At 62.8% G+C, this 20,308-nt stretch carries 19 protein-coding genes; 5 read left to right on the top strand and 14 right to left on the bottom strand.

Going from position 1 to position 20,308, the window contains the following annotated elements:
* Nucleotides 1-110 precede the first annotated feature (110 nt).
* The gene (locus R2N03_RS19975) at nt 111-1,016 is read left to right on the top strand and encodes a LysR family transcriptional regulator (protein ID WP_316659620.1); all 906 of its coding nucleotides are present in this window, start codon (nt 111-113) and stop codon (nt 1,014-1,016) included.
* A 1-nt stretch (nt 1,017) separates the two neighbouring features.
* Here the strand turns inward: R2N03_RS19975 and R2N03_RS19970 are convergent, their stop codons facing one another.
* The 10 genes from R2N03_RS19970 to R2N03_RS19925 all read right to left on the bottom strand — a co-directional run bounded on the left by R2N03_RS19970 (nt 1,018) and on the right by R2N03_RS19925 (nt 9,450).
* A complete protein-coding gene (locus R2N03_RS19970; RefSeq protein WP_316659619.1) occupies nt 1,018-2,031 on the bottom strand; it encodes a zinc-binding alcohol dehydrogenase family protein in 1,014 nt (337 codons plus the stop codon).
* A gap of 126 nt (nt 2,032-2,157) precedes the next feature.
* Nucleotides 2,158-2,328: a helix-turn-helix domain-containing protein gene (locus tag R2N03_RS19965; RefSeq protein ID WP_316659618.1), complete on the bottom strand. Its 171-nt coding sequence runs from the start codon at nt 2,326-2,328 to the stop codon at nt 2,158-2,160.
* A 219-nt stretch (nt 2,329-2,547) separates the two neighbouring features.
* The gene (gene kdpC, locus R2N03_RS19960) at nt 2,548-3,168 is read right to left on the bottom strand and encodes a potassium-transporting ATPase subunit KdpC (RefSeq protein WP_316659617.1); all 621 of its coding nucleotides are present in this window, start codon (nt 3,166-3,168) and stop codon (nt 2,548-2,550) included.
* A 15-nt stretch (nt 3,169-3,183) separates the two neighbouring features.
* Nucleotides 3,184-5,400, bottom strand: coding sequence for a potassium-transporting ATPase subunit KdpB (gene kdpB / locus R2N03_RS19955; RefSeq protein WP_316659616.1), 2,217 nt, complete (start codon nt 5,398-5,400; stop codon nt 3,184-3,186).
* Between the two features lie 158 nt (nt 5,401-5,558).
* Nucleotides 5,559-7,331, bottom strand: a complete 1,773-nt coding sequence (kdpA, locus tag R2N03_RS19950) for a potassium-transporting ATPase subunit KdpA (protein ID WP_316659615.1) — start codon at nt 7,329-7,331, stop codon at nt 5,559-5,561.
* Between the two features lie 19 nt (nt 7,332-7,350).
* On the bottom strand, nt 7,351-7,440 hold the full coding sequence (kdpF, locus tag R2N03_RS19945) for a K(+)-transporting ATPase subunit F (protein WP_102064073.1): 90 nt from the start codon (nt 7,438-7,440) through the stop codon (nt 7,351-7,353).
* A complete protein-coding gene (locus tag R2N03_RS19940; RefSeq protein ID WP_004628489.1) occupies nt 7,437-7,562 on the bottom strand; it encodes a hypothetical protein in 126 nt (41 codons plus the stop codon). Before R2N03_RS19940 ends, kdpF begins: the two co-directional genes overlap by 4 nt.
* A gap of 31 nt (nt 7,563-7,593) precedes the next feature.
* On the bottom strand, nt 7,594-8,391 hold the full coding sequence (locus R2N03_RS19935; protein ID WP_252692218.1) for a TorF family putative porin: 798 nt from the start codon (nt 8,389-8,391) through the stop codon (nt 7,594-7,596).
* 234 nt (nt 8,392-8,625) lie between these two features.
* Nucleotides 8,626-9,081, bottom strand: a complete 456-nt coding sequence (locus tag R2N03_RS19930; RefSeq protein WP_316659614.1) for a DUF3828 domain-containing protein — start codon at nt 9,079-9,081, stop codon at nt 8,626-8,628.
* 9 nt (nt 9,082-9,090) lie between these two features.
* The gene (locus tag R2N03_RS19925; RefSeq protein WP_316659683.1) at nt 9,091-9,450 is read right to left on the bottom strand and encodes a CHAP domain-containing protein; all 360 of its coding nucleotides are present in this window, start codon (nt 9,448-9,450) and stop codon (nt 9,091-9,093) included.
* 209 nt (nt 9,451-9,659) lie between these two features.
* Between R2N03_RS19925 and R2N03_RS19920 the strand changes: the two genes are divergently transcribed.
* Complete coding sequence (locus tag R2N03_RS19920; RefSeq protein ID WP_316659613.1) at nt 9,660-10,190, top strand: hypothetical protein; 531 nt, start codon at nt 9,660-9,662, stop codon at nt 10,188-10,190.
* Between the two features lie 87 nt (nt 10,191-10,277).
* Here R2N03_RS19920 and R2N03_RS19915 read toward each other — a convergent pair whose 3' ends face one another.
* Nucleotides 10,278-10,772 (bottom strand): hypothetical protein, encoded by a 495-nt coding sequence (locus R2N03_RS19915; protein ID WP_316659612.1) that lies wholly within the window; start codon nt 10,770-10,772, stop codon nt 10,278-10,280.
* Between the two features lie 732 nt (nt 10,773-11,504).
* Between R2N03_RS19915 and R2N03_RS19910 the strand changes: the two genes are divergently transcribed.
* The 3 genes from R2N03_RS19910 (at nt 11,505) to kdpE (ending at nt 15,875) form a co-directional block, all read left to right on the top strand.
* The gene (locus R2N03_RS19910; RefSeq protein ID WP_316659611.1) at nt 11,505-11,876 is read left to right on the top strand and encodes a hypothetical protein; all 372 of its coding nucleotides are present in this window, start codon (nt 11,505-11,507) and stop codon (nt 11,874-11,876) included.
* A 430-nt stretch (nt 11,877-12,306) separates the two neighbouring features.
* Nucleotides 12,307-15,159 carry a DUF4118 domain-containing protein gene (locus R2N03_RS19905; RefSeq protein WP_316659610.1) on the top strand — a complete coding sequence of 951 codons (2,853 nt, stop codon included), beginning with the start codon at nt 12,307-12,309 and terminating at the stop codon, nt 15,157-15,159.
* A 20-nt stretch (nt 15,160-15,179) separates the two neighbouring features.
* Complete coding sequence (gene kdpE, locus R2N03_RS19900; RefSeq protein ID WP_316659609.1) at nt 15,180-15,875, top strand: two-component system response regulator KdpE; 696 nt, start codon at nt 15,180-15,182, stop codon at nt 15,873-15,875.
* Nucleotides 15,876-16,194: 319 nt separating this feature from the next.
* Here the strand turns inward: kdpE and R2N03_RS19895 are convergent, their stop codons facing one another.
* The 3 genes from R2N03_RS19895 to R2N03_RS19885 all read right to left on the bottom strand — a co-directional run bounded on the left by R2N03_RS19895 (nt 16,195) and on the right by R2N03_RS19885 (nt 20,127).
* Complete coding sequence (locus tag R2N03_RS19895) at nt 16,195-18,495, bottom strand: hypothetical protein (protein ID WP_316659608.1); 2,301 nt, start codon at nt 18,493-18,495, stop codon at nt 16,195-16,197.
* Nucleotides 18,496-18,619: 124 nt separating this feature from the next.
* Nucleotides 18,620-19,408: a PDDEXK family nuclease gene (locus R2N03_RS19890; RefSeq protein ID WP_316659607.1), complete on the bottom strand. Its 789-nt coding sequence runs from the start codon at nt 19,406-19,408 to the stop codon at nt 18,620-18,622.
* Nucleotides 19,409-19,458: 50 nt separating this feature from the next.
* Nucleotides 19,459-20,127 carry a hypothetical protein gene (locus R2N03_RS19885; protein WP_316659606.1) on the bottom strand — a complete coding sequence of 223 codons (669 nt, stop codon included), beginning with the start codon at nt 20,125-20,127 and terminating at the stop codon, nt 19,459-19,461.
* Nucleotides 20,128-20,308: the final 181 nt, after the last annotated feature.

Here is a 20,308-nt window from a genome sequence, read left to right as displayed (position 1 = left end):
CGCGACAGGCGCGACGGGCGGCTGTCGCGCCGCCGGGCAACGAGGGTGCGGACGGGCGGCGCGCTCGGTAAGATGCCGTCCATGCGCCACGCCACCCGACACCGCCCGTCATGATCCGCCTCGACGACCTCAGCATCTTCGTGCTGGCCGTGGACAACGGCAGCCTGTCAGCGGCGGCACGCGTACTGAACATCGCCCCGGCAGCCGCCAGCGCGGGGGTCAAGCGGCTCGAGGCGGAGCTGGGCGCGCGGTTGCTGGCGCGCTCCACGCGCAGCCTGGCACTGACACAGGAAGGCGAACGCTACCTGCAGCACGCGCGCCGCGCGCTGTCCGACCTGCAGGCGGGGCAGGACGCACTGGCGCTCGGGCGGCAGGCCATCGGCGGCGAGGTGTCGCTGTCGATTCCGTCCGACCTGGGGCGGAGCGTGCTGGCGGGCTGGCTGGACGACTTCCTGGCCGAACATCCGGCGGTGGCGTTGCACGTGCGCATCAGCGACCGGCTGGTCGACATGTTCCGCCAGCGCGTCGATGCGGTGGTGCGCTACGGCGCACCGGACGACTCCTCACTGGTGGCGCTTCCGCTGGCCCCCGACAACCGCCGCGTGCTGTGCGCCGCGCCAGCGTATTTCGCCCGGCACGGGGTGCCCCAGACGCCCGACGACCTGCAGCGCCACAACTGTCTGCGGCTGGCGCTGTCCGACACCACGCACGACCAGTGGACATTCCATGGCAAGGCGGACACGCAGGTCGTGCGCGTGACAGGCAACCGCGTCGCCGACGATGGCGAACTGGTGCGCCGCTGGGCTGTCGCCGGACACGGCATCGCCTACAAGTCGCGCCTGGATGTCCTGGCCGATCTGCGCGCCGGCCATTTGCGCGCGGCGCTCACCGACTGGCAGGGCGAAGCCGCACCGCTGCACCTCATCTGCACCCATCGGCTTGCACTGTCACCCACGTTGATGCGGCTGCGCGATGTCCTGCGCGAGCGCATTGCCGGCTACCTGGCCGACGCCTGATTCAGAACCCTTCGAGCACTACCTTGCCACGCGCGCGGTTGCTTTCGATGAAGGCGTGCGCACGCTTGAGGTTGGCCGCGTTGATGGCGCCGAAATGCTCGCTCATGGTGGAGCGCAGCGTGCCCTCGTCGATCATGGCGGCGACGCGGTTGAGCAGGCGGTGCTGCTCGATCTGGTCATCGGTGGCAAACATCGAGCGCGTGTACATGAATTCCCAGTGCAGCGACACACTCTTCGGCTTGAGCTTGCGCACGTCGAGCTGCGCCGGGTCGTCGATCAACGCCAGACGCCCCTGCGGCTTGAGCGCCTCCACGATCTGCTCGAAGTGATGCTCGGTCTGGTTGAGGCTCGCTACGTAGTCCACGTCTGCCACGTCGATGCGGCGTAGCTCCGCCGCCAGCGGCTGCGTATGGTTGATGACATGATGTGCGCCCAGCTCGCGCACCCAGGTTGCCGTCTCTGGGCGCGATGCCGTGCCGATCACCGTCAGGCCGGTCAGCCGGCGCGCGAGCTGCACGAGCACCGACCCCACGCCGCCCGCCGCGCCGACAACGAGCAGCGTCTTGCCGCTGGGCGTATCGGCCTGCGGAATCTGCAGACGGTCGAACAGCAGTTCCCATGCGGTGATGGCCGTGAGCGGCAGCGCTGCCGCCTGGGCAAACCCGAGCGTGGTGGGCATCGCGCCGACCAAGCGTTCGTCCACCACATGCAGTTCGCTGTTGGTGCCGGGACGCTGCAGGGCACCGGCGTACCACACCGCGTCGCCCGGCTTGAAGAGCGAGACCTCTGCGCCCACGGCGCGCACCACGCCGGCGGCATCCCAGCCCAGCACGCGCGGCTGCCCACCGGCTGGCGGCATGCCGGAGCGCACTTTCACATCGACCGGGTTGACGGAAATGGCACGCACGTCGACCAGCAGGTCACGCGGGCCAGGCGTCGGCTCAGGCAGGGTCAGGTCGACGAGCGCATCGGGCGCATCGATGGGCAGGCTTTCGTAATAGGCAACGGCTTTCATGGCGGGCTTCCAGTCGGATCGGATAGCCGCATCATGCGAGCGCGCCGGCCGCGGAAACAGCCGCGTCGCGCAGATTCAGTTTCCGCGTCAGACGGAAAATCGCGCCATGCGCCGGCCCGCCCTTGGTTATTGCTGATTGGGCGCGACGATCCCGAACCGCTCCATCTGCCGGTACACCGTTGCGCGCGCGATGCCCAGTTCGTACGCCACCTGGGTGATGCGCCACTTGTTCCGGCGCAGCGCCGCGAGCAACACGCCACGCTCAGTGGCGGGCGGCCCGTCCGTGCTGGCGGCCATGCCCGCAGCGCATTGAAAATACCTGCAAAGCCATACGGTACGGGGTTTTGCGGCGGGCCGGGCACAAGACGGCGGGAATGTGGGACCTGTCTCGGGCGGCTTCGGCGCGAGACAAACGTCGCAGCCGTGCGAGACACCTGTCGCAGCACTCGGCGCGGCGAGGCAGACGCGTGGATTGCGCGCCCCGTGTCGTTGCCCGCCAGGTCAGCCCGTGCGTCTTCAAGGAAGCTTCAGGTCATCCAACGCCAGATTGACCTCCAGCACATTGACCGTTGCCTCTCCAAACACTCCGAGCATTGGCCCCTTGGCGTGCTCCGCAACCAGCCGCCGGACCACCTCCACCGGCAGCTGCCGGGCGCGCGCCACCCGCTCGACTTGGTACGCCGCCGCAGCCGGACTGATCTGCGGGTCCAATCCGCTGGCGGATGCCGTCGCAAGGTCTGCAGGAATCGGCGCAGTGTTCGTCGGGTCCGCTTTCTTGAGGGCCGCAATGCGAGCCTTGGCCGCCTCCGTCAATGCCGGGTTGCTGGGCCCCAAGTTCGAGCCTCCCGAAGCCTGTGCGTTATACGGGTTCGGCGACGTCGCGGAGATGCGGCCCCAGAAATACTCCGGCGTGTCAAAGTTCTGCCCGATCAACGAAGACCCAACAGCCTTGCCGCCACGCTCGATGATCGAGCCCCCGGCCTGCGCCGGAAACAGCGCCTTGCCGATACCCGTCACCACCACCGGATACAGCACCCCGGTGATGAGCGACAGCCCGACGAAGACCACCAGCGCCGCACGCAGCAGCCCACCTTGTTGCGGCACATCGCCCTGCACGGTTTGCGTTGTGGTTGCCATGAATGCACTCCTCCCTTAAACCCAGCCCATTGCGGCCAGGAACATGTCGATGAGCTTGATGCCCGGGAAGGGCAGCAGCAGCCCGCCCAGGCCATAGACCAAGAGATTGCGGCGCAGCAGCGCAGCGGCCCCTAGCGCGCGGTACTTCACGCCCTTGAGCGCCAGCGGAATCAGGAACACGATGATCAGCGCGTTGAAGATCACCGCGCTCATCACGGCCGATGCGGGCGTCGCCAGATGCATCACATTCAGCGCGGCCAGCTGCGGATACGTCGTCGCAAAAGCAGCCGGGATGATCGCGAAGTACTTCGCCACATCGTTAGCGATCGAGAACGTGGTCAGCGAGCCGCGCGTCATCAGCATCTGCTTGCCGATCTCGACAATCTGGATCAGCTTGGTCGGGCTGGAATCCAGGTCGACCATGTTGCCGGCCTCCTTCGCAGCCTGCGTGCCGCTGTTCATGGCGACGGCCACGTCGGCCTGTGCCAGCGCGGGGGCATCGTTGGTGCCGTCGCCGGTCATGGCAACGAGGCGGCCTTGTGCCTGCTGCTCGCGGATGAGCGCCAGCTTGGTCTCGGGCGTGGCTTCGGCAATGAAGTCGTCGACGCCGGCTTCGGCTGCGATGGACGCGGCGGTCAGGCGGTTGTCGCCGGTGATCATCACCGTCTTGATGCCCATCTGGCGCAGCTCGGCAAAGCGCTCGCGAATGCCGGCCTTCACGATGTCCTTCAGTTCCACCACGCCGAGCACGCGGTCGTTGTCGGACACCACCAGCGGTGTGCCGCCCTGGCGCGCGACGTCATCCACGGCTGTCGACACGGCATCGGGAAACTTGCCGGCCAGCAGCGTCACATGCGTGCGAATCGCATCGGCTGCGCCCTTGCGGATCTGGCGGGCGTCGCCTGCATGCGAGACGTTGATCCCGCTCATGCGCGTTTGCGCAGAGAAGGCGACGTACACGGGTTGCGTCTTCGCCAGCGCGGCTTCATCGATGGACGCCTCGCCCAGATTGCGCGCGAGCGTGACGATGCTGCGGCCTTCGGGCGTTTCATCGGCCAGCGACGACAGCCACGCGGCCTCGGCCAACTGCTTGGCCGTCACGCCCGGCGCGGGGATAAAGCGCGACGCCTGGCGGTTGCCGTGCGTGATCGTGCCGGTCTTGTCGAGCAGCAGCACATCCACGTCGCCCGCCGCTTCCACGGCACGGCCCGACGTGGCGATCACGTTGGCCTGCATCATGCGGCTCATGCCCGCCACGCCAATGGCCGACAGCAACCCGCCGATGGTGGTCGGGATCAGACACACCAGCAGCGCAACGAGCACGGTAATCGTGATCGGCGAGCCGGCCTTCATCGCGTCGACCGAGAAGATCGAGTACGGCAGCAGCGTGACGGTCGCCAGCATCAGGATGATGGTCAGGCTCACCAGCAGGATCGTCAGCGCCAGCTCGTTGGGCGTCTTCTGGCGCTTGGCGCCTTCCACCATCGAGATCATCCGATCGAGGAAGCTCTCGCCGGGGTTGGCGGTGATGCGCACGATGATCCAGTCCGACAGCACGCGCGTGCCGCCGGTGACGGACGAGAAATCCCCGCCCGATTCGCGAATGACCGGCGCCGATTCGCCCGTGATGGCGCTTTCGTCCACCGAGGCCACGCCTTCGATGACCTCGCCGTCGCCGGGCACCATGTCGCCGGCTTCGATGAGCACGATGTCGCCACGGCGCAGCGCGGTGGCGGCGCGCGCTTCCACGCGGTCTCTGCGATGGGGGTCTGCCAGCACCTTGGCCTGCACCGTGGTCTTGATGCCGCGCAACGATGCGGCCTGCTGCTTGCTGCGGCCTTCGGCCAGCGCTTCGGCAAAGTTGGCGAACAACACCGTGAACCACAGCCACACCGACACGGCGAGGATGAAGCCCGCCGGCGCTTCGGCCTGGCCGCGCAGCGCCATGACCCACAGAATGGTGGTGAGGATGCTGCCGACGTAGACGACAAACATCACCGGGTTCTTGGCCTGCGCGCGCGGCGACAGCTTGCGGAAGCTGTCGACAATCGCAGGCTTGACCAGCGCCGACGAGAACATCGACAGCTTGCGCACATCCTTCGCGGACAGCGTCGTATGTGTACTGCGTGCATGCGGCTCAGCGCCTGCAGCAGTACCAGTAGCGGCGCTCGGCTCAAGCTTGTGCTTGACCGTACGCACAGCCGGTTCGGATTCGGGATAACGGATAGCCATAAGGCACCTGTTGATATGGGGTAGACGACTCGCCGTGGAACCTGCTCATGGTCCGTAGCGAGCGGCCCGAGGTTGGCGCGAGAAGCGCAGCCGTACAGGTGTACGGCGAGCATCGCAGGGCCAAGATCGGGACGCGCAGTAGTGACATGGGCAGGTTCTTAGCGTGCGAGGTGTTCTGCGATCGGACCGAGCGCAAGGGCCGGGATGTACGTGAGCGCGCCCACCAGCAGCACCGAGCCGATCAGCAGCACCACAAACAGCGGGCCGTGCGTGGGCAGCGTGCCGGCCGTCACGGGCAGGCGCTTCTTGGCGGCAAACGTGCCTGCCATCGCCAGCACCGGCACGATGATCCAGAAGCGGCCCAGCCACATCGCAATGCCCAGCGCCACGTTGTAGAACGGCGTGTTGGCAGACAGGCCGGCAAACGCGCTGCCGTTGTTGTTGGCGGCCGATGAGAAGGCGTACAGCACTTCAGAGAAGCCGTGCGTGCCGGGGTTGAAGATGCCGGCCTTGCCCTGCGTGACCACCACGGCGATGGCCGTGCCCACCAGCACCAGCAGCGGCGTGACGAGGATGGCGATCGACGTCATCTTCATCTCGAACACCTCGATCTTCTTGCCGAGGTATTCCGGCGTGCGGCCGATCATCAGGCCCGCGATGAACACGGCCAGGATGGCGTACACCAGCATGCCGTACAGGCCCGAGCCCACACCGCCAAACACCACTTCGCCCAGCTGCATCAGGAACATCGGCACGAAGCCGCCCAGCGCGGTCAGCGAGTCATGCATGGCATTGACGGCCCCGCACGAAGCCGCCGTGGTGATGGTGGCAAACAGCGACGAGGCCACGATGCCGAAGCGCGTTTCCTTGCCTTCCATGTTGCCCACGGCCTGGTCGATGCCGAGGTTGGCGAGCATCGGGTTGGCATGCAGCTCGGCCCAGGCCAGGAACGTGGCGAGCGCCACAAACAGCACCGTAATCGCCGCGAGCACGGCCCAGCCTTGCCGGCCATCGCCCACCATGCCGCCAAACGTAAAGCACAGCGCCGCCGGGATGATGAAGATCGCCAGCATCTGCACGAAGTTCGTCAGCGCGTTGGGGTTTTCGTACGGGTGGGCGGAGTTGGCGTTGAAGAAGCCGCCACCGTTGGTGCCGAGCATCTTGATCGCCTCCTGCGACGCGACCGGGCCCATCGGCAGGGTCTGCGTTTGCGTGGTGGCTTTTTCGGTGACGGGGTTGCCTTGGGCATCCTTGAGCGGGTTGCCCTGCGCATCCATCTTCGGGTTGTCGTACGTGGTGGCGGTGACGGTGGTCACCGCCTTGTAGCCATCGAAGTTCTGGATCACGCCCTGGCTCACGAAGAACACCGACACGATGATCGACAGCGGCAGCAGCACGTAGACCGTGGCGCGCGTGAAGTCGACCCAGAAGTTGCCGATGGTGTTGGCCGAGTGCCGAGCAAAACCACGAATGAGCGCAATCACCACCGCAATACCGGTCGCCGCGGACAGGAAGTTCTGCACCGCCAGGCCGAGCATCTGCGTGAGATAGCTCATCGTGCTTTCGCCCGAATAGCCTTGCCAGTTGGTGTTGCTCACAAAGCTGATGGCCGTGTTGAAGGACGAATCCGGCGTGATGGCACCAAAGCCCTGCGGGTTCAGCGGCAGCCACTGCTGCGCGCGTTGCAGCGCATACACCGCCAGCGCGCCCAGCACGTTGACGACGATGACGGCCAGCGCATAGCGCTTCCAGCCCATCTCGGCCTGCGGGTTGACGCCGGCCACGCGATAGAACAATCGCTCGACGGGGCCGAGCCAGTGCGCGCGCGACGGTTTGTCGCCAAACACGCCGGTCATATACGCGCCCAGCGGTTTGGCCAGAACCAGCAGCACGACCAGATAGATCGCCAGCTGGAGGAGGAACGCATTCATGGTGTGCCTCGCAGTGTTGTTAGAAGCGTTCGGGCCACAGCAGGGCCACGAACAGATAGATCAACAAGGCCACCGTGATGGCCCCGGACAGCACATAGAGCCAGGTCATTGCTGTTTCTCCATCGCGTGCGTGGTGGGTTGGTCTTTGGTGGCAAGCCGGCCGGAGAGGGCGAGCAAGCCGCCCACTGCCAGGGCCAGCACCGCAAGGCCGGCGAGATAAACGAGGTCCATATGCGCTCCCCTTTCCTTCAGGTCGTGATGGTCAGAACGTCTTGGTCACGGCCAGCAGCGCGGTGGCCTTGCCCATGTAGTTGCCGCGCGTGTTGGTGTACGCGGCGCGTGCAGCGTTGGTGTCGATGTACGCCAGCGATGCCGTCCAACCGCTGCCGAAGTCTTTCGTCACGCCCACCTTCCAGTCGGCATACGAGGTGCGCACCACCTGATGCGGCACCTGTTGGTAGCCCACGTGCAGGTTCAGCGTCAGACCCCAGAAGCCTGTGTCGAAATTGCCCGACAGGTCGAAGTACTGGCTGTGGTGGCTGTCTGCAAAACCGAACAGGTTGGAGAACGCGTGCGAGTACTTGAACGAGACCGGCCCATAGCCGATCTGCGCATAGCCCTCGGTGGTGTGCGGGCGCGTGTAGCCGTCGGGGTAGCTGCCCGGGTAGTAGTACTGGAGCACGCCCACATCAATCGGCACGTCCTTCATCAGCTCCGTCTTGTAGCCGCCGTAGAAATCCATCTCGATGGGGGCGGAGACGTTGGGGTTGGAATCCCCCAGCCAGCTGATCGACGAGTTCCAGTTGCCCACGTAGAAGCCGTTGGGCAGCGCGTAATCCACACCGCCCTGAATGGCCGGCTTGTTGTTGGTCTGCATGAGACCGCGATAGCGGTACTGGCTGGCCAGCGTGACGTTGGCCGTCAACGGGCTGGCGGGTGCAGCGGCGGGGGCCGGCGCAGCGTCAGTGGACTGCGCAAAAGCGGCCGCGCTGGACAGTGCTGCGGCACAGAAGACAACGCCACCGATGACGGTGGCGTGCAAAGACACCTTGGCTTGCATGGACCTTTCCCTTGTTGTTTTGGGTGCCGCCCGGCCCGGCGCAGGTGCACGTCAACTGGGGCCGGATGCGGCGTGCAGGCAGACTCCCGTCACAGGGCCTGCGTGCAGTGCAACAGTAGGGAAAGGGGGGTAAAAACGGGGTAAAGGTTGGGGGGAGGGGTGTAAACAGGATGTAAAAACGCTGCTGAAACCTGGGCGCCCGTGCAGCGACGCCCGGCTTCTCTACGGGGCCGTTTACCTGTAATCCCAGGTGTCGTCGATTTTGATGATCTTCCAGGCCGCATCCACTCGCTTCATGAACACCAGCACATGCACTGGGTCTTGCGAGCCAAAAGAGACCGGCACAACTGCAACATCGCCCAGCATCAGTGCGCGTTGCACTTGCATATGGGCAAGCCAGTCGCGGCTATCGTAGTCCTGCACCTTGAGAAAATAGTCCACGCCATTTGGCGGGCCGGCGTGCGCGTAGTCGTTGCGCAACCGGGCAACGGTATCTGTGGCGACATAGCGCTCAATGTCCGGTTCGCGCAGCGGATACGTTCGATCCGAATCGTGCTGAATGAACCAGGTGTAGAACGAGCTGGCTGCGGCTTCTGGCGTGTTTTGCGAGACGGCCGCCTGTGCAGCGTACGTTGACGAAACCGCGACGGCGCAAACCACAGCCATGAGCAGGGAAAGGAAGCGGGTCATGAGCTTGCCTCAGTGATAGCGGTAGATCTTGTAGGCCGGTTGCGCGCTTCTGTACGCCGGGCCAGGATAGAAGCCGTGCAGCTGCTTGAAGTCTGATATCCAGTGGGAGTCATCGTAGATCGCCATGTGTCCGTGAGGGTGCCCGGGGGCGGGTTGAATCACGATCACGTCTCCCTTTACCGGCGAGCCTATCGCCTCATGGAACCCCGCCGCCAGCAATGATAGGCCGTAGTCCTTTGCAGAACGGGTGCGCTGCAAAGAAATGCCGCCCCATTCAATCGCTTTGCGAACATATTCTGCGCAGCGGCCCACACTATTCGGCTCGATATTGCTTGCTGCATAGTTTGCAGCCAAGATGCCGTCATACATTACGTGCTCCCGAGAAAGTTGGTGGAGGGCTTCCTCTTTTACAGGGCGCATATCGGCAAATGCATGAGCCGTTTCTGAAAATTCAACCGAAGTCGAAGACCTCCTTGCTGCTAGGATTGGTCGCGACTCTTTCAGCTTGCCGAGAACGGCAATGTGAAGGCGATGCACAACAAGCCAGGACATGCGAGCATGGAACCTCAGGAGCATTTGTGAAGCGATTGGTAGCGTTGTTCTTCGGATTGTTTTCACTCAATGCGGCTGCTCAGATCCCAGAATCAGTCTTGAGAAGCTGCATGCTTCTGGAAAGTAGCGGCCCGGACGTCGAATACAGCGAGCTTGATCGCACCGGAACAGTCAGCGACGATGAGATTCTGGGCTACTCGCTTTTTTCCTATGCTCGTCATGACGTAGTTTTCGGCTATGCGACGGCAAACAAGGGATCGCGTGACCTGATCGTTGTTGGAGCGATGCGGGTTCCGATTTCTCGAGCAACGAGGCTAGGAAGGGATCGCCCTCAGCGTATTGACTCTTCAAAAGCGGTTTATTCGGTCCTCACCAAGGCGCATAAAAACTACTTCTGCATTGCGTCGAATTTCGACGGACTGGGTCGGAGCGGGTCATTCCAGAATGTTCGGCAAGCCTACATAGCGCCATTGAAAGTTGTTCATGGCACGAGCAGCATGGAAGCGGTCTATTACGGTGTGCGGGATATTCGGAATTTCGAAAACAAGGCGAAATAGAAAACCGGGCGATGCCCTAGGGGGATTCACTGCATGGAAGCCGCGCAAGGCGGCTTGCCACCAGAAAGAGCACCAGTGCTTCAAACATCAGGTCGTCTCCGGATCAGTTTGCTCAGCCACCACGTCGTCCACTCGCTTCTGCGGCCCGCGACTAAACCGCACCGCCAGCGCCTTGCGCGCCGCATCCAACCCTTCTCCCTGACCCGCCACCTTGAGGAACGCATACCCCTCCAACGTGGCGCTCATCACATCGCTGCCCAGCGCCAACTGCGAATCCGCCATGCGTTCGTGAATGCGCGCCACGCGCATGAGGCGACTGCGTAGCTGATCGAAGCCCCCCAGATCGCGGCGCAGTTCCGCCAGGTCGAAATTGCCAGGCAGCACGTTGGGGTTGTTGTTCAGCACCTCCACGGCCTTGCGCGCGAAGGCTTCGGACTTGTCGCCCATCTTCACCAGCGTTCGGCGCTGCACCGGGGTGAGGTCGATCAGGCTGGCGAGCCGGTCTTCCAGCGTCTTCAGCGCGCCGTCGACGGCGGCCAAGTCAGCTGACGTGAGCTGATACGAAATCAAGTTCTGCTGCATTTCACTCCTCGCAAATCAATTGGCAGTGCCGTGCAATCAAGGGCACGAGGGCGGGAGATTGGCCGCTGCAGCGCGGGTCCGCAATGCCAGAAGGCAGTTTCGGACGAAGAATCAGAATGATCTAATGCGGCCTTCACAACTCGACACATCGAGAGGCGTTCTCGGCGGTCCGAGCTCAGAGCTCGACGCGCGAGGATTTTTGCTCGGCCGCCCGAGCTCGGAGCTCGACGTGCGAGGCTTTTTGCTCGACGGCCCGAGCTCAGAGCTCGACGCGTGAGGCTTTTTGCTCGACTGCCCGAGCTCGGAGCTCGGCGTGCGAGGCTTTTTGCTCGGCCGTCCGAGCTCGGAGCTCGACGTGTGGGGCTTTTTTCTAGACTGCCCGAGCTCGGAGCTCGGCGTGCAAGGCTTTTTGCTCGGCGGCCAAAGCTCAGAGGTAGGCGTACGAAAATCAGAATCCGGTGCGCACCCACCATCGCTATAATTCCCCCGCCGCCGCACCAACGGCAGCCGGGTGTAGCAGCCCGTCTCTTTCTCACAGGCCGGATAGCCGCTGCCACGCGGCTTTTTTTCATCCGGAGCTTGCGCACGCCTATTGTTTTTATGGCGGGCCGGGCAGGGAGACCTTCGGGTCTGCCGGTTTCCTGTGAGGCCGGTCTGCTACCCCTGTCGTCAGGCCCGCCACCCTCGTGTAGCAGCGAATGGCTGGGCCTCTCTTGTCTCACAGGAGGTTCCATGACCGGAGTCGCAAGCGGGCACCGCCCCGCGTCTTATCCATCTCCCCCAACAGCACCACCCAGCCCAGCGCCCACGTCCTCCGACACAGGCAGGCTGACCAAGAATCGCACCTACCTGAACGGCGCCATCGCAGCGCAGGCGTACCTCAAGCGCACGCGCACCGCCATGTGCACACACGGCCAATGCCGGCCGGGCATGCTGCGCGAACAGCTTCAAGTGTTCTCTGCACAGTCATTCCCACCGGCGTTCATCAAAGGCTTTGTGGATGCGATTGATGCATACGTTTCGATGTCGCTCGCGGGCCGCAATGTCGATCCGCAGACGTGGGATGTGTTAGCCGCCATAGAGCGGCGCGGCTATAGCCAATAAGAACAGATTGATGCATTCCCGTGACGGGCGGGAATGCCAGCAAAAGACCGCGAGTCCGACTTGCCAGCAGCGCTCATTCCAGCCGCAAAAACAAGCGACCGTTGGCCAACGGCCGCTGGATGACTCGGCCGTCGCTCGCGCCGTATCGCTCAAGGCATGCGCATGCTCGAGCGGCGCACCGTGTCGGCCTTGCGCCCCCCACTGCCCTGGCGCGGCAGTCCTTGCGACCGGGCCATTTATACTTTTTTTATATCGCCCAGCATCGTTTCTATCCCGTTTTTATCGCGCCGCCTTTACCCTTTGGAGCGTAGATCACATCGCCGCGCAGTTGCAGGGGCCATCTCAACGCCGATGCTGAAGCCGCAGCGCGCGCGATGGGCTGATGACACAATCCTCACATTCACCACGGTAACGGGCGTGCGAGCCCACCATGCCTGACGCTACTCCGCGCGATTTCGCGCCGCGCCCCGATCCGGATGCCCTGTTGCAACGCGTGCAGGAGGATGGCGCACGCGCTGCGCGCGGCAAGCTGCGCGTCTATTTCGGAGCATCAGCCGGGGTCGGCAAGACCTTTGCCATGCTCAGCGCCGCGCGCACCTTGCGCGCACGCGGGGTCGATGTGGTGCTCGGCGTTGTCGAGACCCATGGGCGTGCGGAGACCGAGGCGCTGATCGATGGTATCGAGCGGCTGCCCATGCGGGACGTGCCCTATCGCGAGCGCGTGCTGAAGGCGTTCGACCTCGATGGCGCGCTGGCGCGCCGGCCGGCACTGATCCTGATGGACGAGCTGGCGCACTCGAACGCGCCGGGCAGCCGCCACCCCAAGCGCTGGCAGGATATTCAGGAACTGCTGGCCGCCGGCATCGACGTGTGGACCACCGTCAATGTGCAGCACCTCGACAGCCTCAACGAAGCGGTGGGCGGCATCACCGGCATTCGCGTCTGGGAAACCGTGCCCGACACGGTGTTCGACGGCGCCGACGAGGTGGTGCTGGTCGATCTGCCCGCGGACGAGCTGCTGCGCCGTCTGCACGAGGGCAAGGTCTATCTGCCTGAGCAGGCGCGCCACGCTGCGCGCAACTTCTTTCGCAAGGGCAATCTGATCGCCCTGCGTGAACTGGCATTGCGCCGCACCGCCGACCGTGTCGACGACGACGTGCGTGCATGGCGCACACGCGAGCCCGTACAGCCGGTGTGGCGCACGCGCGAAGCAGTCCTGGCCTGCGTGGGCAGCGGCGACGATGCCGAGCAGGTGGTCAGGAGCGCGCGTCGGCTGGCTGGCCAGCTTGATTGCGACTGGCATGTCGTCACGGTCGCCACGCCGCGCCTTGCGCCACCCTCCGATGCTGCCCGTGCACGCCTGCAGGCGGCCATGCGGCTGGCCGAAGCGCTCGGGGCCCGCACCGAGGCGTTGGCCGGCAGCGATATGGTGCAGGCGGTCCTGGCTTACGTGCGTCGACACAACCTGACCAAGGTCGTGTTGGGCCGTGCGCCTGCCGATTGGCGTCGCGGCGGCAGGTCTCTGACCGAGCGTGGCCGTGCCCTCCTGGGTCTTGCGCTGTCGCCCTTCCTGGGCGCGCAGGCGTGGCTGTTCGGCAGGCGCAGCTTTGCCGATGCGCTTGCCGCCGCCTGCCCCGAGATCGACGTGATCCGGGTTGCCGCCGATACCGCGCGCGTGGAAGCCAAACCGAGTCACGCGGGCGCCGCTGCCGAGAACCTCGCCGAGGCTGCGGACGGCGCGCGCCAGAAAGACTATCTATGGGCCGCGATCTGGTGTGCTGGCGCAACCGCACTCTCTGCGCTGACCCGCCCGTGGTTTGATCTCGTCAACATCGCGATGCTGTTCCTCGCGGCCGTGGTTGGCGTGGCGTTGCGCCACGGACGCGGGCCAGCGGCTTTCGCCTCGGTCCTGTCGGTGGCAGCCTTCGACTTCTTCTTCGTGCCGCCACGCTTCTCGTTTGCCGTCAGCGACGTCCAATACCTGGTGACGTTCTTCGTCCTGCTGACTGTGGGCCTGGTCATTGGCCAGCTCACTGCTGGCCTGCGCGAGCAGGCACAACTAGCGGTGGCGCGCGAGACGGAGGCGCGCACGCTCTACGAGCTGGCCCGCGAACTGTCTGCGGCCTTGATGACCGAGCAGATCGTGTCGATTGGCAGCCGTTTCCTGCGTGCCGCCTTTGACGCCAATACCGCATTTTTCCTGGTGTCGACCGAGGGGCGCCTGCTGCCACCCGTGTCCGATGGGGGCCGACGCACCGGGACCGCGCATGGCGATGCGATTGATCGCGTGTTGGCGCAATGGGTGTTCGACCATGGCCAGCCGGCAGGCACCGGGACGGACACGCTGCCGGCCAGCACGGTGCTGTACCTGCCGCTCAAGGCGCCGATGCAGACGCGCGGCGTGCTGGCGGTCGAGCCAGGCACGTGGCGCGCCTTTGCTCAGCCCGCCCTGCGCAGGCAGGTCGATGGGTTTTGCACGCTGATCGCGATTGCCATCGAGCGGCTGCACTATGTCGAAGTTGCACAGCAGGCCCTGCTGTCGATGGAGTCCGAGCGGCTGCGCAGTTCACTGCTGGCCGCGGTTTCGCACGACCTGCGCACGCCGCTCACCAGCCTGATCGGCATGGCCGAAACCATGCAACGCAGCGAGCCGGCCCTGGCGCCGCCGCTGGCCGAGACGGTGCAGGCCATGCGCGAGCAGGCGCAGCGCATGCATACGATGGTGATCAATCTGCTCGATATGGCGCGCCTGCAGGGCCGCGATATCCGCATGCAGAAGGATTGGCAGTCGATCGAGGAAATGGTGGGCGGTGCGCTGGCGGCCATGCGGGGCGCGCTGGCGCGCCATCGTATCGTGGTGGCGAATCTGTCAGCGTTGCCCTTGCTGGAATGCGATGCGGTGCTGATGGAGCGCGTGCTGTGCAATCTGCTGGAGAACGCCGCCAAATACACGCCGGACGACACCGAGATACGCATTGACGCGGCGGTGGTGGGCGACGAGCTGCGCCTGACGGTGGAAGACGATGGCCCAGGTGTACCGGCAGGCAAGGAACGGCAGATTTTCGAGAAGTTCACGCGCGGGGAGCGTGAGTCGGCAACCGCTGGAGTCGGCCTGGGGCTGGCGGTGTGCGAAGCCATCGTGCAGGCACATGGCGGGCGCATCTGGGTAGAACCCGCGCAACGGGCCGACCGGCCCGCCGGCCACGCGGGTGCCCGCTTCGTGGTCGCGCTGCCGCGTGGCAATCCACCGCAGATCGAGCCTGAGTCGGCCGCAATGGAATAGATGGAAGAGAGAGCGCAGGTATGCCATTCGAGTTTTCGCCGACGGTGCTGATCGTCGAGGATGAACCTCACATCCGGCGCTTTGTGCGCGCCACATTGGAAGCCGAGGGCTGCACGGTGCATGAGACCGAATCGCTCAAGCGCGGGCTGATCGAGGCTGGCACGCGACAGCCCGACGTCGTCATCCTCGACCTCGGATTGCCCGATGGCGATGGCGTCACCCTGATACGCGAGATGCGCGCCTGGACCGAAGTGCCCGTGCTGGTGCTCTCAGCGCGCACCGATGAAGCCGACAAGATCGCCGCGCTCGATGCCGGCGCAGACGACTACATCACCAAGCCATTCGGCGTGGGCGAACTGGTGGCGCGCCTGCGCGTGCTGCTGCGCCGGCACGCGAAAGCCAGCCTGCAGGGCACCTCGCAAATCAGCTTTGGCGATGTGCTGGTCGATCTGGCCAATCGCATCGTGACGCGTGACGGCCAGGCCGTGCATCTGACACCCATCGAGTACCGCTTGCTGTCAGTGCTGATCGCCCATCGCGGCAAGGTGATGACCCATCGCGAACTGTTGCGCCAGGTGTGGGGGCCATCCCAGGCGCAGAGCAACCAATACCTCCGCGTCTATATGGGTCACCTCAGGCAGAAGCTTGAGGCGGATCCGGCGCAGCCCGTGCATCTGCTGACGGAGACGGGAGTCGGTTACCGATTTGCCGGCTAGGGATGTTGAAGCGCGTTCGTGCTGGCCGCCAAGGCAGCCGTGCCAAGGATGCGCCGCGATGATTGTGTCGGATGCGCAGAGCGCCCTGCGGCGGCGGACGCCCTGCTGTTTGCCACGAGCTGATCTGCCACTGCGCATTAGTTCGGTATACGGCACGTACAATTCCGTATACGGCCAATAGAATCAGGGCGTTACCGTTTCACGGCGTGCTCATTGATTTTGCATCCGTATGAAAAGAGCGAGAGCCAGCCGAGCGCCGCTGCTATTCGGAAGTTCCGTATACGCCCCCCCCCCGAAGCCACGAAACTGCTGCGGGTCACTAGAGGCCCAACGACCGAAAGTAGTCTTCTTCGGAAGCTGTGGTACCCCGGGGTGTCACCTTGGCCACTGAGGCCGCGACAGCAATCTCTTGCGGAAATCCATAGGCCTGCGCTTGGTCCGAAACGTGCATCTCATCGCGCACGCGCTGCGCGTTCTGCTTGGCAGCCGTTGCTGAACTGCCCAAAATGCCGCCAAAGTGGTCCAGTCGGTTCTGCTCTGCGCTCGCGACGAGGCCATCCTGCTCAGCAGTCAACCTTGCACGGCTTCGACCGCGCTTCCGCCTCAGTTGGACCTCCCTGGCCAAGTCGTCAGCGTTCATCAGGTCGAGTTCCGTCCACGTAGCACCCCCGATATTGCGTTCGTCCTCTTCCGTTAGCCTGAGCTGCGATATCGCCCCATCAGAATGACGCCACAAAAGAACATTCGCGGGCCCATCGAGCCGTCTGACTTCTACGTTGCATTTCCTTCTCCCCGGCGCCTTTACATGCTCATTGAAATAGTCAACAAGTTCGCCGGAGGTATATCGGTGCTTATTGAACTCCACCAAACCAAGTTGGCACACTCTTTTATGCCAGGGGATGAAGCGGTTGTACACCTCGTACGGCTGCAGTGCGCGGGCTCCGTCACCGCGCCGCTGAGATTGCGTGTACTCGAATATCGCAAGCGGAGTGACGTTCACACCAGCATCCCTCATTGGGACAGTGCGCAGGCGATGCTTTTTTGTACACCGGTTGTAGTGCTCAATGGCCTGCAGCAAGAGCTTTTCGAAAACTTTCAACGTAACAGGCGGTTGCTTCTGCTTCTGACGGCGCACCTCCTTTTCTAGGATGCTGGTTCCGCGCGTATACCCACTCGGTAAGCCCGCCATGTAGCGGACCATCAAGCTGTGAAGCCCCTCGCCAACGCCTTTGTAGTCTCCTCTACCCGGTGGCGGGGCGCTCCACATCAAGCCCATCTCTCCGCATGCGGACTCGATAACTTTCGCGGACGCTCCTGCTCCATTGTCCACAAATATCGCGTCGATGTTTCCGTGAAGTAGCCCCTCCGTGGATTCAAGGCCGAGCTCCCGAGCGCGCTTCTCTTTCGGCAGAAACACCGACGCGATGCAACGCCGGAATGCCTCGGAATTTTCCCGGGTTGCTATCAGTTCGTATCCGAGAACTGCGCCCGACAATCGGGACACCGCAAATATGACCGTCACGAAGACGGATTTGATTCTTTCTCCTACGTACGCGGCAATACGGACTTTAGGCACGAACCCATCGACGTCTACCACCTCGATGACGCCGTGTGTCAACTGGCTGGCGGTGCCGGGGCGTGCATCATTGTCCTGCGCGGACAGCCTGCGCCCCTTTCGGCGCCGCTTTAGGTCATGCCTTGCAATCAACCCTTTGGCATGATGACGAAACATATAGATGGTCGGAATGAGCTTAAGCGGCCAGTTCTGGTACTCAACCTCAACCATATCGTCATACGTGAACTCTAATGATTCATGCTTTCCGACCCAATTTCGCTCTAGTGCAGCAAGAAATTTTTCTTCATCATGCGGTCTAACCGGATGCCGACGCGAGGGCGTCGGGGTTTTTCCTAAAGCTAGCGCACGGTTACGGGTTCGCTGTTCGTCCGCCGTCAATGGCCCCGGTTTGCGACGATTCTTTCCGACGCGAGACACCCCCTTCCCGCCTTGAAGAAAAGTCAGCTTGACCAGTGCGTTTTCTATACCGCCGAAACGCACATACCTGTGCACCAGCTTCCGCAGATAGCTCTGATAGCCGCGAGGCTTGTTGGCCGTAGCACAAACTCGATTCAACTTTTGAATGCAATGCTGTTCACTCAGAAAATACAGATCGTCAAACACATAGTCAGATGGATTCCCGTTGCCGACGGCGTCCACGAAAAGCACTGCATCTAGCAGTTTTTTTCGCCAAGTCAAACCTTGTGCGCAACTTGCTGGCAGCTTTCGCAACTCCAACCTCAACGTCTCTGGCGTAAGCGTGTCGGGGACGACAGCGATGTCTTTCAGTGGCTCGTCGGGGTCTTTCGCATTCCAGCGTACCCATTCACCGCGCCCATCTGGGGTCTGACCCGAGTTCGTCCTCAGAGCGACTAAAGTCTGCGTGTAGGGATTCCAGGAAATCGCGCGGTATCTGACGGAGTCAACATCTCTCTCCCGTTTAAATGGGACGTATCGATTCAGGCCATTCGGCCACGGTGAGGACTGAAGATCCAGCAGTTGCGAAATATAGTCAGGGTTCGCAGCCAGAGGCTTCACAGTTGTCTCTAAGATATTTTGGGGCATCGTCAATCTGCTCTAAGCAAGGAGCTCGCCTTTTGGGGATTGCAATGTGAGCTGTTTTGCGATTGCTGCCACGCTCGCTGACGCGTAAGCCAGTGGGCAACCGATGCCCGACTCTTGTGCGACTTCAATCAATGAGGTGGAGGGGCGAATCTGGCAGCAGCGGCATACGATGGTCGACCTCGATGAAACCAAAACATGCAGCTACCGCGAGCAGCCGGTGCGCGTCGTCTTGGCTGATGCCGGTTCGATTCGAGATGCGCCTGAACACTGCGTCCATCGTGCCCCGCCGAGAGCTCCGCTTCAAAACGTCGGAAAACCAACGTGCTTCTTCGTAACGGCCGTGCACATTGGTTTCGCGAACAGACCTGTACATCACGAAGTTGTTGGCATATTCGGTCCCCGTCACTGCGTCACCACGCAGCAACTCCCAAGTCCAGCCTCTCTGTGACAGTTCATGCCATTCCCGCTGCTCCCGCCGCACGTCAGCCTCATCAGCCGTATAGTCGGGATGCTTTACAGATACCCCGTGGTATCGAAGACGGCGATCCACAGGCAGAACGTAGGTCACAACGATGTCGACAGTCATGGCTCTGCTTCTCAGCATCCTGTTTCCGGCAGCTTGCGCCGCGTAGTAATGCTTGGGGTCGTATAGGTAGTACTGGTCCCGTACATCGACGACGTAGGGGTGGAACCCTAGAGTAAAGAGAATCTTCTTCTCACTCTCAGAAAGTGCCTCAAATCGCCGCCTGAACTTCAGACCACGGAACGTGGAGCGCGTACTTTCACGGGGTGTTTGAGCATTGAGGAACGGCCGATAGGCTGCGCCGTGCGGCACCCCGTATTCGTCGGCATAGGGCAGTTGCACGTCTTTAGGCGTCACAAACGGCTCATCTCGTAGTTTCAGAATTTTCATGAGTAGAGCGATTTCGCTTAGTCAAGGATTTCGTTGCGTTGAGCGTTCCCTCAATTGGAGAAAGCTCTGGAAGTGGGGGCTACTGCTCCACGGCGCCTTTCCGCGAATGCTTCTGAAGTTTCCTCGCAATCTCCAAGCGCCTTCCTCGACAGTGGCAAGTTGTCGGAAATCCGATTCCACGCACCGTGCATTCGATGACCGGTCAGCAAGGCTCTACGCGAAATGCGCTGCTCATAACCGGAAGCGCGAAGCTTCTCCGACAGTGTATGGATGTGGCGAGAGAGAGAGATGTCAAGCCGCTCGTACCGCCCCTCGGGGTTCTCATTAACCTCAGCTAGGCGCTTTTGAGTCAATACGATGCGCGCTGTGTACGGCAGCCGACGCAGCAGATCGGCGTGGCTTTCTTCAGGATGTTTGGCGCGAACATCACGATAGTGCTCAAGAAACCGCTCGAACAACCTTTGCTGGTGCTTGGCTAGCCAGCGCTTACGAGGCGTATCACCGGCGGTGCTGGCAGCCCTCCGGGTACGCGTGGGTGACTGGGCTGGTGAAACTCGCGGCTCCGAGAATGCGTCTTCTACGGCCTGCCAGTTTCCGAATACGAGTTGAAGCAACAAGACGCTGTGAAGCGGATTGCGTAAAAGCGTCTTGCCAGTGAGCGAGGTTCCGAGTCTCTTGTCACGAATCTTTGGGAAGCGCGTGCGCTCGAAGACAGACACCCAGGCGCTCCCCTGTAGGCGCTCCCCAATCAACGTCCAATCAACAGCCCCGCGTTTCACTAAACCTTGGCTTAACGCAGCCTCATGAATCGTAAGCACCCGGTGAACCCGTCTTGAAGGGGACCCGCGTAGCAAGGAGCATCGTGTCCATCTAGTTCTAGGTGGACACGTGGACACTATC

The sequence above is a fragment of the Ralstonia condita genome (assembly GCF_958405655.1).
Classification (GTDB): Bacteria; Pseudomonadota; Gammaproteobacteria; order Burkholderiales; family Burkholderiaceae; genus Ralstonia; species Ralstonia condita.
This window is presented reverse-complemented; position numbering and strand designations above follow the sequence as displayed.